The following is a 14,318-nucleotide window of genomic DNA, read 5'->3' on the forward strand; positions in this document are numbered from 1 at the left end:
AGCGGAAAAACGGAAACCGCCTAGCGAAACGGTTTCTTCCGAACGGACGGTTATCTAGTTTTGAGGGAATGAATTCCCCATCTTGACAAAACTAGCCACTCATATATAATAAATTTTGTCTATTACTTGCCTAGTGACAATAGCGGAGAGGAAACACCCGTTCCCATTCCGAACACGGAAGTTAAGCTCTCCAGCGCCGATGGTAGTTGGGGCCAGCGCCCCTGCGAGAGTAGGTCGTCGCTAGGCAAGTTTGTTTTATAAAGCATCCTGCTTACGGAATAAGCAGGGTGCTTTTTATTATGAATGAACGGTGCTTGGAAACAGTTGCTTTGTTAAATATTCGTAAAGCAATAACGGCACTTTCTCTGCCGTTAAAGATAAAAATTGAACAATCAATGTATATGCGTTACTTGAGTAAGCATGCAATAACTCACTCCACCATTCCGTTTCGTATCGGGAAATCATGCTTAAGTTATATAGCAATAAATAATGCGCGATCACTTCCGGCAACATAAATATTTTTTCTCTCTTTGTTGGAATGCGGTATGTTCCATTTAAATGAAACATCAATGGTTCACATCCAATCGGTTGTAGCGGTGATTGAATTTCGATATGAATAAAATGATCTTCCTCTTTTACAAAAGTTGCTTTGGAAAAGCGCCATTCATGCTCTATGTAATGAATAAACCGGTTTAACGACATATGATAATGATCTAAAATTTCTATCGGAATCGCAATAGTATTGCGAGAAGAGTTATGTATAATTTCTATAGATAATATTTTTTCATTGTTAAATATAGCGAATGACTGATGTAGTTCGCATATTCGCTGGAGCAACGTGATCATTCGAAATTTTTCACCTGCTGATTGTTTCACATGAAACATTTTTTCAGAAAAATGAGTAAACAATCCGTTTTTTTGCACTTTGACTTCATCATCGAAAAATTCATATCCTTGTTTTTTTCTCTTTCTTGTAGAGACTCCGTGTGCTAAAACGGAAGTTGACTCAGGATAATCTGCGTCGACTGTAAGCAAGCATGCTTTTAAAAGCTGCACCATCCCATAAAATAAAAGAACAGGCTTAATGGATAAAGGCGCATGGCGTGCGGTTGAATAAAAGTTTTGACCATGTTCTAGATAATAAAGAAATGGATAGCAGTTTGCATAGCTTTTTTGAACAGCATCCTTCCTTTTTTGTTTTACATAGCATTGACGAAGCAGTTGTTGAGCGATATCTGCCGAATGAAAGACGATAAATTTATTTGAAATGTTTCCGCAATCAAACATTGCCAGTCCCCCTTGCCATATTAAAAATAGTTAAAATGACTGAAAAGTTGAACATTTTCTCTATTCCTTGACAGTAGTTTAACCAGTTGTTAAGCTACTAATAATATTTCCGGATAAGGGGGAGAAAACATGTGGGAATCGAAATTTGCTAAAGAAGGATTAACGTTTGACGATGTGCTGCTTATTCCTGCTAAATCAGATGTATTGCCTCGCGATGTGGATGTGACGACAAAGCTAAGCGAAACGTTACAGTTGAACATCCCAATTATTAGTGCAGGAATGGATACGGTAACGGAAGCAGAAATGGCCATTGCCATGGCAAGACAAGGTGGACTTGGAATTATCCATAAAAATATGTCCATCGAGCAGCAAGCGGAGCAAGTAGATAAAGTGAAACGTTCGGAGCGAGGAGTCATTACGGATCCATTTTTCTTAACCCCTGAACATCAAGTGTACGATGCGGAACATTTAATGAGTAAATATCGTATTTCCGGCGTGCCGATTGTCAATAACGAGAAAGAGCAAAAGCTTGTCGGCATTATTACAAACCGTGATTTGCGATTCATTCAAGATTATTCCACAAAAATTTCCGATGTGATGACAAAAGAAAATTTAATCACGGCTCCGGTTGGAACGACGTTAGAAGAGGCGGAAAAGATTTTACAAAAATACAAAGTCGAAAAGTTGCCGCTTGTAGATGAAAATGGGGTATTAAAGGGATTAATCACGATTAAAGATATCGAAAAGGTGATCGAGTTTCCGAATTCTGCAAAAGACGCGAAAGGACGCCTTCTTGTCGGAGCGGCTGTTGGCGTGACAGCCGATACGATGATTCGCGTGAAAAAACTAGTAGAAGCAAACGTTGATGTCATTGTCGTGGACACGGCGCACGGTCATTCCAAAGGTGTTCTGGAGACGGTTCGCAAAATTCGCGAACAATACCCAGACTTAAATATTATCGCGGGAAATGTCGCGACAGCGGAGGCGACACGCGACTTGATTGAGGCGGGAGCGAACATCATCAAAGTCGGAATTGGACCTGGGTCAATCTGTACGACGCGCGTTGTCGCAGGTGTCGGTGTGCCGCAAATTACGGCAATATACGATTGTGCGACAGAAGCCCGTAAACACGGCGTTCCGATCATCGCTGACGGCGGAATTAAATATTCCGGCGACATTGTAAAAGCATTGGCGGCTGGAGCGCATGCGGTCATGTTGGGAAGCCTTTTAGCCGGAGTATCCGAAAGCCCTGGAGAAACGGAAATTTATCAAGGAAGAAGATTTAAAGTGTATCGCGGTATGGGTTCTGTTGCTGCGATGGAAAAAGGAAGCAAAGACCGTTATTTCCAAGAGGATAATAAAAAATTCGTTCCTGAAGGGATTGAAGGGCGCGTTCCTTACAAAGGACCTTTGGCTGACACGATTTATCAGCTTGTCGGCGGTTTGCGAGCGGGAATGGGATATTGCGGAACAAGAAATTTAGAAGAACTAAGAGAAAAGACGCAATTTATTCGCATGACGAGCGCCGGATTGCGCGAAAGCCATCCGCATGATGTACAAATTACGAAAGAGGCGCCAAACTACTCTATTTCTTAATAAATTATGTCGATATACCTAATTTAGACGGGGAAATTTTCTCCGTCTATTTTTTTGTAAAGGAGTGTGTTACAATAACGGTTGTGTGAGGAGGGTATGAACGTGAAGAGGATAAAGCAAAAAATAATCGTTAGTTTCCTGATGATTTTTTTATGTTTTCATTTCCTGCCATTCCAAGCGGCAAAAGCGGCAGGCGACCCATTGGACATTGAAGCTGATGCGGCGATACTTGTTGATGCGAATACAGGGAGAATTTTGTATCAGAAAAACATTGATACCGTTCTTGGCATTGCTAGTATGACAAAAATGATGACTGAGTATTTGCTGTTGGAAGCGATTAAAGAAAAACGGGTAAAATGGGATCAGCAGTATACACCAAGTGACTACGTTTATCGTCTTTCACAAGATCGCGCTTTATCGAACGTTCCGTTGCGAAAAGATGAAAAATATACCGTTCGTGAACTTTATGAAGCGATGGCGATTTATTCCGCCAATGCCGCTACGGTAGCTATTGCTGAAATTGTCGGCGGTTCGGAACAAAATTTTGTGAAAATGATGAATGAAAAAGCAAAACAGTTAGGGTTGCAAGGTTATAAGTTTGTCAACGCCACTGGATTAAGCAATAAAGACTTAAAAGGATTTCAGCCAGAAGGAATGAACGAACATGAAGAAAATGTCATGTCTGCCCGAGCGGTTGCTACGTTAGCATACCATTTGTTAAAGGAGCATCCGGAAGTGCTAAAAACAGCCAGTGTCGCTCATAAAGTATTCCGCGAAGGAACAGATGATCAAATTAAGATGGATAACTGGAACTGGATGCTGCCTGGATTGGTTCATGCGTACGAAGGGGTCGATGGACTAAAAACGGGTTATACAGAATTTGCGGGTTATTGTTTTACAGGAACGGCAGAGCGGAATGGCGTCCGCTTTATTACTGTTGTGATGAATGCGAAAAGTAATGGAAAATCGACGATCGGAGCCCGGTTTGAACAAACGAGAAAATTGCTTGACTATGGATTCAGTAATTATTCTATGAAAAAACTATACCCGAAAGGATATGAACGAAAAGGAAAATCGGTGTTGCCAGTAGTGAAAGGAAAAGAAAAATCTGTCGCTATCGCAACCGATAAGCCGCTTTCTCTCGTCGTGAAAAACGGAGAGGAAAAAAACTATCGTCCTGTATATGTTTTCGATAAAAAGAAATTGACTGCCAACGGCGAGCTGACCGCACCGGTGAAAAAAGGCGAAAAAGTCGGGTATATGACATTGCAATACAAAGGAGAAGGAGAATATAGCTTTTTAAGTCCGGAAATGAAAAAGAATGTAAGTGTCAATATTGTTGCGAGAAACAATGTTGAAAAGGCAAACTGGTTTGTGCTTACAATGCGAGGAATCGGCGGGCTGTTTGGCGATGTATGGACAAGCGTGGCAAAAACGGTTAAAGGTTGGTTTTAAAAGCTCCTTCCTTTTTAGGGAGCTTTTTTCTGTTGTGATTTTTTAAAAAAATGAGGTAAAATAGAAAAATGTAATCATCTTCACTTATGATGAGGACGCGATAATTAGAGAATAAAGTAACTTACGTAGCAAAATAAGGGGGAATGATAAATGGCGATTACAGGTACAGATCGTGTCAAACGGGGAATGGCGGAAATGCAAAAAGGCGGCGTCATCATGGACGTGGTGAATGCGGAACAAGCGAAAATCGCGGAGGCAGCCGGTGCGGTAGCGGTGATGGCATTGGAACGTGTCCCTGCTGATATTCGTGCCGCCGGCGGTGTCGCGCGCATGGCAGATCCGACGGTCATTGAGGAAGTGATGAAGGCCGTGTCGATTCCTGTCATGGCAAAAGCGCGTATCGGTCATTACGTAGAGGCACGCGTCCTTGAGGCGTTAGGTGTCGATTATATTGACGAAAGTGAAGTATTAACACCAGCGGACGAAGAATTCCATATTGATAAACGACAATTTACCGTTCCGTTTGTCTGTGGTTGTCGCGACTTAGGAGAAGCGGCGCGCCGTATTGCCGAAGGAGCGTCGATGCTTCGCACAAAAGGCGAACCAGGTACAGGAAACATTGTCGAGGCAGTGCGCCATATGCGCAAAGTCAATGCGCAAATTCGCAAAGTTGTCAGCATGAGTGAAGATGAGCTTGTGACAGAAGCGAAAAACTTAGGTGCCCCAGTCGAAGTATTGCGTGAAATTAAGCGGTTGGGCCGCCTTCCTGTCGTCAACTTTGCCGCCGGCGGTATCGCGACTCCGGCTGACGCGGCATTGATGATGCATTTAGGCGCAGATGGAGTATTTGTCGGTTCGGGCATTTTTAAATCGGAAAATCCGGAAAAATATGCGCGGGCGATCGTCGAAGCGACAGCCCATTATGAAGACTACGAGCTAATCGCCCATTTATCCAAAGGGTTAGGTGGCGCAATGCGCGGCATTGATGTTGCGTCATTATTGCCAGAACAACGTATGCAAGAGCGCGGTTGGTAAAAGGAGTAGACGTAATGATGAAAATCGGAGTGCTTGGCTTGCAAGGTGCCGTTCAAGAACATGTTCGTTCTATTGAAGCGTGCGGCGCTGAAGCAGTGGTCGTAAAAAAAATCGAGCAGTTAGAGGAAATTGACGGACTGATTCTTCCCGGTGGCGAAAGCACAACGATGCGCCGTCTAATGGATAAATACGGATTTATCGAGCCGTTGAAACAATTTGCTGCGGCGGGAAAACCGATGTTCGGTACGTGCGCCGGCCTCATTTTGTTAGCGAAGCGAATCGTCGGCTATGACGAGCCACATTTAGGATTGATGGATGTTACGGTGGAACGCAACTCTTTTGGCCGGCAGCGCGAAAGTTTTGAAGCGGAGCTTTCCATCGCAGGAGTTGCTGATAACTTTGTTGGGGTGTTTATCCGTGCTCCCCATATTGTCGAAGTGGGAGAAGATGTGGAAATTTTGGCGAAATATGAAGGGCGTATTGTCGCGGCAAGACAAGGGCAATTTTTAGGATGCTCATTCCACCCTGAATTAACAGACGATTATCGCATGACGCAATATTTTCTCAATATGGTGAAAGAAGCGAAAGCATAAAAAGGGTTGCGTTTCAAAAAAACTTATAGTACATTATTGGTGCAAGTAGGCATAGGCGAAAATAGCATAGCGCTAAAGCGATGAAAGGAACTAGTAGCAAGACCGTTTCTCTTTAGAGAGTCGGTGGGTGGTGCAAACCGGTGGGAAACGCTTGTGAATCCATCCTTGAGTAAAATGCTGAACGCGCAAGCTAGTAAGCATTTTCGGCTTTTCGCCGTTATCGGTTCAAGCGGAAGACAGCCTCGTCTTCAATTAGGGTGGCAACGCGGGATTACTCTCGTCCCTTTTTCGGGACGGGAGTTTTTATTTTATAATAATTAAAGAAGGAGGTATCGCTGATGCTCGATGTGAAATATTTACGCAACCATTTTCAAGAAGTAAAAGAAAGGCTTCTACAGCGCGGCGGAGATTTAGCGAATATCGACCGTTTTGAAGAGCTCGACAAAAAGCGCCGCGAACTAATCGCAAAGGCAGAAGAACTAAAAAATAAACGAAATGAAGTATCCCAACAAATCGCCGTGTTAAAACGAGAAAAAAAAGATGCCGATCATCTCATTGCTGAGATGCGGGAAGTAGGGGATCGCATTAAAGCAATGGATGACGAAATCCGCCGAGTGGAAGAAGAATTAAATGAACTGTTGTTGTCAATTCCAAACGTTCCGCATGAATCGGTACCTGTCGGTAAGTCGGAAGAAGATAACGTCGAAGTCCGTAAATGGGGAGAACCGCGTTCGTTTTCGTTTGAGCCGAAACCGCACTGGGATATCGCCGATCAGCTCGGTATTCTTGATTTTGAACGGGCTGCGAAAGTAACGGGAAGCCGTTTTGTCTTTTATAAAGGTCTCGGTGCCCGCCTAGAGCGCGCGTTAATTAACTTTATGCTCGATGTTCATATCGAAGAGTTCGGCTATCAAGAAGTATTGCCACCGTATCTTGTCAATCGGGCGAGCATGACAGGGACAGGGCAATTGCCAAAGTTTGAAGAAGACGCGTTTCGTATCGAAACAGAAGATTACTTTTTAATTCCGACGGCAGAAGTGCCTGTGACAAATTTGCATCGCGATGAAATTTTATCGGCGGAAGATTTACCGATTTACTATGTTGCTTACAGCGCGTGTTTCCGCGCCGAAGCCGGTGCTGCCGGACGCGATACAAGAGGGCTTATTCGTCAGCATCAATTTAATAAAGTAGAACTTGTGAAATTTGTAAAACCGGAAGATTCGTATGATGAATTAGAAAAATTGACAAATCAAGCGGAGAGAATTTTGCAGCTCCTTGGGCTTCCTTATCGGGTTGTATGTTTATGCACTGGTGATTTAGGGTTCTCGGCGGCAAAAACGTATGATATTGAAGTATGGTTGCCAAGTTATGGAACATATCGTGAGATTTCTTCTTGCAGCAATTTTGAAGCGTTCCAAGCACGGCGCGCAAACATTCGTTTTCGCCGCGAACCAAAATCGAAGCCGGAGTATGTGCATACGCTCAACGGATCAGGATTGGCCATTGGGCGCACGGTAGCTGCCATTTTAGAAAATTACCAGCAAGAAGACGGCACCGTTGTCATTCCGGAAGTATTGCGCCCGTACATGGGAAATAAAGAAGTTATTCGATAAATAAAAGCTGGGCGGGCTTGCCCGCCCACTTCACTATAAAAAGTGTTGACTTTTAGTTTTCGTGATGTTATATTCAATGGTGTCGGTATGGAGGAGTACCCAAGTCTGGCTGAAGGGGTCGGTCTTGAAAACCGAGAGGCGCCGCAAGGCGCGCGGGGGTTCGAATCCCTCCTCCTCCGCCATAAAACTTGAAATACCAACGCGCATAAGTGGAGATTGTTATCCGAAACGATTCGTTACATTTTGTAACGAATTTTTATTTTTCCGAACAAATAACCGCCTAATAACGGCGGTTATTTGTTATGCGATCATATTCATGGATAATTATTGCCGCTTTTTTAATAATCGGCTCAATAGACTGCTCGTCTTTGATAATGTCGTATTCGTTAATGTTGACACGGAGAACGGGGCAGGCGTTAAATTCATTAATCCATTTTTCATAACGCTCATACATCTCCTTCCAATATGATGTAGGCGTTTTCTGTTCCATTGGGCGCCCGCGTTCGCGAATGCGCTTCATCACTTCCTCAAAACTTCCTTCTAAATAAATAAGCAAATCAGGATGTGGAAAATACGGTGTCATGACCATTGCCTGAAATAAGCTCGTATATGTTTCGTAATCTACCGCTGTCATTGTTCCGTTTTCGAAATGCATTTTTGCAAAAATATGCGCGTCTTCGTAAATAGAACGGTCTTGAACAAAGCCGCCGCCATATGCAAACATCCGCTTTTGTTCTTTAAATCGTTCGGCAAGAAAATAAATTTGCAAATGGAAACTCCACCGCTTAAAATCAGCATAAAACTTGTCTAAATATGGATTTGCATCGACTTTTTCCAGTGAAGTGCGGAATTTTAGCGCTTTTGCTAATGCTTTTGTCATCGTTGATTTACCGACGCCGACTGTTCCGGCAATCGTAATGACAGCGTTCGCTGGAATATCGTATTTTTCACGTAAGTTCATTGCTACTAAAACCCCTTTATGGCAGTTTCTACTCTCTCAAATGTGGTATAAATCTTCTTTTCGTTGAACGAAATCGAGCAAGTCCCCGTTAAATCGAAGAACTAGAATATTCCTTCTTTATAAACAGACAAATGTTATTTTAACATAGAAAAAGAAAATCGCACTTGGAAAAGCAACCAAATGCGATGGAAAAAAGTGTTATTATCTTTTTACAACAGTAAAGTTATCTGTTAATAGCAACCAATTTTGTGGGAAATCTAATCCTAGTTTCCAATAGCTAATTCCACGTAGGCCGAGTTCTTTTACTAAGTTGAATTTTGCCTGAATCGAGCGAGCATCTTCAAACCAAACTTCGTGTTCTTTTCCGCTTTCATCCCGATAACGAAAATGAGGAGCTTGCGCGTTTGTATCATATTCAATGGCGACATTGTATTGGGAGGCAAGACGGATCGCTTGCTGCGGGCTAATCGCCCGCGCATATGGCCCGCCCGGTACGTATGGAAGCGTCCAATCATATCCGTACAAGTTTTGACCCATCATAATTTTCGAAGCAGGCATTTCGGAAATGGCATATTCGAGCACGCGCCGAACAGGACCGATTGGAGAAACAGCCATTGGCGGTCCGCCGCTATATCCCCATTCGTATGTCATGATGACGACAAAATCAACAATTTGGCCATGGGCGCGGTAATCGTGCGCTTCATACCAGCGCCCCCTTTGTGTCGCGCTCGTTTTTGGCGCTAAGGCGGTCGATATCATCCACCCTTCGCGTTCAAACCGCCGCTTTGCTTTTCGCAAAAACGCGTTATACGCTTCGCGGTCTTCGGGACGTAAATATTCCATATCAAAGTGAATATCGCGAAATCCGTATTTTTTCGCTATTGTTGTAATGTTGTCCAATAAGCGGTTTTGTAATTGTTCGTTGTTTAAGATAAGCGCTCCTAGCTCATCGCTAAACTGTTCGTTTTCGATATTAGTGACGACCATAATTAAAGTAACGCGATTGGCGCGGGCGATAGATGGAAAATTATTTAACGGCGGTTCTTTGAGCGTCGCGTTTCGCTGAATTTGAAACTGAAACGGAGCCAAGTATGTTAAATACGGGGCAGCTTGACGAGCGCTTGCCTCCAGCGCTGGGCTGACAGTCGTTCCTCGCGGCTCAATGTATCCGTTAAACTCGGCTCTCCGTTTTGTCCTTGGCGGAATATATAAACGTTGTCCAACTTGCAGCGGAATATTGAGGGAAATGCGGTTAATTTCCGCCAGCTGTTGCATAGGAATGGAAAATTTGCGAGAAATCGACCATAAACTATCACCGCGCTGAACCCAATAAAAACGGCCAACAATCGGAATAACAAGCGCTTGACCGACAACAAGATCGTTTGGATTTGGAAGTTTGTTCGCCTGAACAATTTCTTCCGGAGTCGTATTATACGCTTGAGCAATCCCGCTCAACGTCTGTCCGCTTTGCACGACGTGGATTTGCATACTTTACCTCCTAGTTGCGTCTTCGCTCTTCTTATTTTATGATGGAAAAAGAGCAGAAATGACCGTTTTTACAAGGAGTTCAGCGATGATAAACGATGAATATTATATGCGTCTCGCTATAGAAGAAGCGAAAAAAGCGGAACAAATAGGAGAAGTACCGATTGGCGCGATCATTGTCCAAGGTGGCAATGTTATTGCCCGTGCCCATAATTTGCGGGAGACGGAACAACGGGCTATCGCCCATGCGGAAATTTTAGCGATCGATGAAGCGTGTAAAAAAGTAGGTTCATGGCGCTTGGAAGACGCAACGTTGTACGTCACGCTGGAACCTTGCGCGATGTGCGCCGGGGCCATTGTGCTTGCCCGCATCAAAAGAGTTGTATTTGCCGCAAGTGATCCAAAAGGCGGCTGTGCAGGCACATTGATGAATTTGCTGCAAGAAGGAAGGTTTAATCATCAAGCGGAAGTGACAAGTGGGATATTGCAAGAAGAATGCGGACAAATGTTAAGCAACTTTTTTCGAAAACTTCGTGAGAAAAAGAAAAATATTGGACAAAGTTCCAGCTAAATGACAAGGTATGGTCATTGCATTTTTTTCCGAAAACCGCTATACTTATATTGCCGTGCTAAGCGGGGAGGTAGCGGTGCCCTGTACTCGCAATCCGCTCTAGCGAGGCTGAATCCCTTCTCGAGGTTAGTCTGCCGTGAGGTCTGTCTCAAGTAAGTGGTGTTGACGTTTGGGTCCCGCGCAATGGGATTCCGTGAACCCTGTCAGGTCCGGAAGGAAGCAGCAGTAAGCGGATGCTCCCATGTGCCGCGGGGGTGCCTGGACTGAGCTAACTGCTTGAGCAACGCTTGGGGCAGCTAATCGACAGAAGGTGCACGGCCTGCATGAAGGCAATAAACAACTCACTCCTTGCGAGTGAGTTTTTTTATTCTATTTCTATTTTGAAAAAAGGCGAAGACATTATATAATAAATAAGATGAGGAAAAGAGGGGGGCCATTTCGTGACATACCAAGCTTTATATCGTGTTTTTCGGCCGCAGCGGTTTGCAGACGTTGTCGGTCAAGAACACGTGACGAAAACATTGCAAAGTGCCCTGCTTCAAAATAAAATATCTCACGCTTATTTGTTTTCAGGTCCGCGCGGCACAGGAAAGACGAGTGCTGCGAAAATTTTAGCAAAAGCGGTAAATTGTGAGCATGCGCCGACAGCAGAACCGTGCAACGAATGTCCGACGTGCGTTGGGATTACGAATGGTACTATTCCGGATGTATTGGAGATTGACGCGGCTTCGAACAACCGGGTGGACGAAATTCGCGATATTCGCGATAAAGTGAAATTTGCGCCAACATCTGTCCGCTATAAAGTATATATTATCGATGAAGTGCATATGCTTTCGATTGGCGCTTTTAACGCGTTGTTAAAGACGTTAGAGGAACCCCCAAAGCACGTTATTTTTATATTAGCAACAACAGAGCCTCATAAAATCCCGCTTACGATTATTTCCCGCTGTCAGCGCTTTGATTTTCGCCGAATTCCATTGCATTCCATTGTTGCGAGACTGCGGCAAGTGATAGAACAGCAAGGGATGAAAGCTTCCGATGAGGCTTTGTTTGCGATTGCGCGCGCGGCCGACGGCGGAATGCGCGATGCGTTAAGCTTGCTTGATCAAGCTATTTCATTTAGCGATGGAGAATTGCTGCTTGAAGACGTCCTTGCCATGACAGGCTCCGTATCTTCTGCGACGTTGGCCTCTCTTGTTCGAGCTGTATATGAGAAAGATGCGGCAACATCGTTGCAGCTGCTCGAGGATATGATGGATCAAGGAAAAGATCCTAACCGCCTTATTGAAGACTTAATTTTATATTATCGCGATCTTTTGCTTTATAAAACGGCTCCCCATGTAGAAGGAGCGATCAAAGGCACCATTGTTGACGATACGTTTCAACATTTGGCGGAATCGGTTCCGTTATCTGACATATATGAAGCGATTGAAGTGCTAAATAAAAGCCAGCAAGAAATGAAATGGACGAATCATCCGCGCATTTTTTTAGAAGTTGCGCTGGTGAAGCTTTGCCATCAACAAACTTCGTCTACATCTTTGCCCATTGAAGAAATTCAATCGCTTGCAAGAAAAGTGGAATATTTGGAAGCGGAACTGCGCCGTTTAAAAGAACATAATGAATCGGTTGCGGCAACTGCCCCCGCGCAGGCGCAAAGACAAACGAAGCCGCTGAAAACGGGAGGATATAAAACGCCGGTTGGTCGCATTTATGAAATATTAAAGCAAGCGACCCATCAAGATTTATCTCTCATCAAAAGCCATTGGGCTGAGATGCTCGATACATTAAGGAAACAGCATAAAGTGTCCCATGCGGCTTTATTGCAGGAAAGCGAACCAGTTGCGGCAAGCCCGAACGCTTTTGTGTTGAAGTTTAAATATGAAATTCATTGTAAAATGGCCGCTGACAATACGAATTATGTGAAAGATAATTTAGAGGCAATTTTATTTGAACTGACAAAAAAACGTTTTGAAATGGTAGCCGTTCCTGAAGAGGAATGGGGGAAAATAAGGGAAGAATTCATTCGCGAAAAAGGAACGAAGCGCGAACAAGAAAAGGAAGAAGATCCGTTAATCGCAGAAGCAAAGCGGCTGTTTGGCGAGGAGATAATTGAAATTAAGGAATAAAACTTGTAAGGAGGAAAAAACAATGATGCGTGGCGGAATGGGAAATATGCAAAAAATGATGAAGCAAATGCAAAAAATGCAAAAAGAAATGCAGAAAGCACAAGAGCAATTAGCGGAAAAAACGGTAGAAGGTACTGCGGGAGGCGGAATGGTAACCGTCGTCGCAAACGGTCATAAACAAATTTTGGAAGTGAAAATTAAAGAAGAAGTTGTGGATCCAGAGGATATTGAAATGCTCCAAGATTTAGTGTTGGCGGCAACCAACGATGCGTTGAAAAAAGCAGATGAGTTAGCAGCAGAAATGATGGGACAATTTACAAAAGGATTGAATATTCCGGGATTGTTCTAGGAGGAGTTTTATGCATTATCCAGAACCAATATCTAAGCTAATCGATAGTTTTATGAAGCTGCCCGGAATCGGACCAAAAACAGCTGTTCGTCTTGCGTTTTTTGTTTTGACGATGAAGGAAGATACTGTGTTGGAATTTGCTAAAGCGCTTGTGGATGTCAAGCGTAATATTAGATATTGTACGATTTGTGGGCATATTACTGATACAGATCCTTGCTATATTTGCAAAGATGAGAGACGGGATCGGACAACAATCTGCGTTGTGCAAGATCCGAAAGATGTCATTGCCATGGAAAAAATGAAAGAATATAATGGGCTTTACCATGTGTTGCATGGCGCTATTTCTCCGATGGAGGGCATCGGTCCGGAAGATATAAAAATTGCGGAGTTATTGAAAAGATTGCAAGATGAAACGGTGCAAGAAGTTATTTTAGCAACAAACCCGAACATTGAAGGGGAAGCGACCGCGATGTATATATCGCGTTTGCTAAAACCAACTGGAATAAAAGTGACGAGAATTGCCCATGGTTTGCCAGTGGGCGGAGATTTGGAATATGCCGATGAAGTGACGCTTTCGAAAGCTTTGGAAGGACGTCGGGAGTTATAGAAAGAGGTGGAAGTCACTTGTTATGGCGGCGGAAAGGCTGGCTGAAAAAACAGTTTGATCTAAAATTAATAGAACAATTACAAGCAGTGCGTGATGAATGGTATGAACAGAAACAGCTGATCGAAAAAAGTGTGGAACCTTCAGAGGAAGTGCTAATGACGCTAAATGTTGCAGAAGCTAAATACTTTTTTTTAATGCGGGAAGCGAAATATCGACGTGTATCATTAAAGGGAGTGAAATAGCTTCCTTTATTTTTTTGTTCTTTTTTCTTTCTTTCTTCATACGTTTGTAGTACAAGCATAAAAACATCGATGAATATATTTTACTCCTCACATTTCGCACCCTAACAAGGTCAAAACAAAGGATTTTTTATTTAGTTTTTCAGAATAACTTTTTGACCAACACGACGAGCGATGGCTATCCTTTTTTTACCATCGCTGGTCGTTCCGTATGACGTTACACGTAAATGCTCTCATCCAGCCCCAACCCCTGCAGAATCCTTCGTTGTTCAGGGGTGAGGGAGCGATCCAGTGAGCGTTGGATGCGTCCATCCGGCAGCTCCAGGAGGACGACGTTCACATATTGAAACAGCTGGAAAATCGCCTGCCCCGTCGGTCGGGTCAGCTTGCGGCCTCCGGCG

13 protein-coding genes, 1 tRNA gene, 1 rRNA gene, 1 other RNA gene, 1 pseudogene and 1 other annotated feature are annotated in these 14,318 nt (G+C 43.7%); of the genes and pseudogenes, 13 read left to right on the forward strand and 4 right to left on the reverse strand.

What is annotated here, in order from left to right:
• Positions 1 to 129 precede the first annotated feature (129 nt).
• A 5S ribosomal RNA gene (gene rrf, locus BM278_RS15970) occupies positions 130 to 246 on the forward strand.
• A 51-nt stretch (positions 247 to 297) separates the two neighbouring features.
• On the opposite strand, the gene BM278_RS15975 is transcribed toward rrf, so the two are convergent.
• Positions 298 to 1,287 carry a YaaC family protein gene (locus tag BM278_RS15975; RefSeq protein WP_090951722.1) on the reverse strand — a complete coding sequence of 330 codons (990 nt, stop codon included), beginning with the start codon at positions 1,285 to 1,287 and terminating at the stop codon, positions 298 to 300.
• A gap of 129 nt (positions 1,288 to 1,416) precedes the next feature.
• On the opposite strand from BM278_RS15975, the gene guaB reads away from it, so the two are divergent.
• The 6 genes from guaB (at position 1,417) to BM278_RS16005 (ending at position 7,761) form a co-directional block, all read left to right on the forward strand.
• Positions 1,417 to 2,883: an IMP dehydrogenase gene (gene guaB / locus BM278_RS15980; protein WP_090951725.1), complete on the forward strand. Its 1,467-nt coding sequence runs from the start codon at positions 1,417 to 1,419 to the stop codon at positions 2,881 to 2,883.
• A 96-nt stretch (positions 2,884 to 2,979) separates the two neighbouring features.
• On the forward strand, positions 2,980 to 4,338 hold the full coding sequence (locus BM278_RS15985; protein ID WP_208601823.1) for a serine hydrolase: 1,359 nt from the start codon (positions 2,980 to 2,982) through the stop codon (positions 4,336 to 4,338).
• A 150-nt stretch (positions 4,339 to 4,488) separates the two neighbouring features.
• Positions 4,489 to 5,373 carry a pyridoxal 5'-phosphate synthase lyase subunit PdxS gene (gene pdxS, locus BM278_RS15990; protein ID WP_064551395.1) on the forward strand — a complete coding sequence of 295 codons (885 nt, stop codon included), beginning with the start codon at positions 4,489 to 4,491 and terminating at the stop codon, positions 5,371 to 5,373.
• A gap of 14 nt (positions 5,374 to 5,387) precedes the next feature.
• Positions 5,388 to 5,966: a pyridoxal 5'-phosphate synthase glutaminase subunit PdxT gene (gene pdxT, locus BM278_RS15995; RefSeq protein ID WP_090951732.1), complete on the forward strand. Its 579-nt coding sequence runs from the start codon at positions 5,388 to 5,390 to the stop codon at positions 5,964 to 5,966.
• A 71-nt stretch (positions 5,967 to 6,037) separates the two neighbouring features.
• Positions 6,038 to 6,254, forward strand: a binding site (T-box leader).
• A gap of 50 nt (positions 6,255 to 6,304) precedes the next feature.
• Positions 6,305 to 7,579 (forward strand): serine--tRNA ligase, encoded by a 1,275-nt coding sequence (gene serS, locus BM278_RS16000; protein WP_090951736.1) that lies wholly within the window; start codon positions 6,305 to 6,307, stop codon positions 7,577 to 7,579.
• Positions 7,580 to 7,668: 89 nt separating this feature from the next.
• Positions 7,669 to 7,761 (forward strand) — tRNA-Ser (locus BM278_RS16005).
• A 98-nt stretch (positions 7,762 to 7,859) separates the two neighbouring features.
• Here BM278_RS16005 and BM278_RS16010 read toward each other — a convergent pair.
• Positions 7,860 to 8,540, reverse strand: coding sequence for a deoxynucleoside kinase (locus tag BM278_RS16010; RefSeq protein ID WP_090951739.1), 681 nt, complete (start codon positions 8,538 to 8,540; stop codon positions 7,860 to 7,862).
• A 201-nt stretch (positions 8,541 to 8,741) separates the two neighbouring features.
• Positions 8,742 to 10,028, reverse strand: a complete 1,287-nt coding sequence (locus tag BM278_RS16015) for a glycoside hydrolase family 18 protein (RefSeq protein WP_090951743.1) — start codon at positions 10,026 to 10,028, stop codon at positions 8,742 to 8,744.
• An 85-nt stretch (positions 10,029 to 10,113) separates the two neighbouring features.
• Here BM278_RS16015 and tadA point away from each other — a divergent pair, with 85 nt between their 5' ends.
• The 6 genes from tadA (at position 10,114) to BM278_RS16045 (ending at position 13,920) form a co-directional block, all read left to right on the forward strand.
• Entirely contained in the window at positions 10,114 to 10,596 is a 483-nt protein-coding gene (gene tadA, locus BM278_RS16020; RefSeq protein WP_208601824.1) for a tRNA adenosine(34) deaminase TadA, read from the forward strand.
• Between the two features lie 53 nt (positions 10,597 to 10,649).
• Positions 10,650 to 10,914, forward strand: an RNA gene (gene ffs, locus BM278_RS16025) — signal recognition particle sRNA large type.
• Between the two features lie 122 nt (positions 10,915 to 11,036).
• Positions 11,037 to 12,722, forward strand: coding sequence for a DNA polymerase III subunit gamma/tau (gene dnaX / locus BM278_RS16030; protein ID WP_090951749.1), 1,686 nt, complete (start codon positions 11,037 to 11,039; stop codon positions 12,720 to 12,722).
• Between the two features lie 25 nt (positions 12,723 to 12,747).
• Positions 12,748 to 13,071: a YbaB/EbfC family nucleoid-associated protein gene (locus BM278_RS16035; RefSeq protein WP_420038602.1), complete on the forward strand. Its 324-nt coding sequence runs from the start codon at positions 12,748 to 12,750 to the stop codon at positions 13,069 to 13,071.
• Between the two features lie 10 nt (positions 13,072 to 13,081).
• The gene (gene recR, locus BM278_RS16040) at positions 13,082 to 13,678 is read left to right on the forward strand and encodes a recombination mediator RecR (RefSeq protein ID WP_090951752.1); all 597 of its coding nucleotides are present in this window, start codon (positions 13,082 to 13,084) and stop codon (positions 13,676 to 13,678) included.
• Between the two features lie 17 nt (positions 13,679 to 13,695).
• Positions 13,696 to 13,920, forward strand: a complete 225-nt coding sequence (locus tag BM278_RS16045) for a YaaL family protein (protein ID WP_090951755.1) — start codon at positions 13,696 to 13,698, stop codon at positions 13,918 to 13,920.
• A 214-nt stretch (positions 13,921 to 14,134) separates the two neighbouring features.
• Here BM278_RS16045 and BM278_RS16050 read toward each other — a convergent pair.
• Positions 14,135 to 14,318: pseudogene (locus tag BM278_RS16050) on the reverse strand (IS1634 family transposase); the annotation flags it as partial.

The organism is Parageobacillus thermantarcticus (assembly GCF_900111865.1).
Lineage (GTDB): Bacteria > Bacillota > Bacilli > Bacillales > Anoxybacillaceae > Parageobacillus > Parageobacillus thermantarcticus.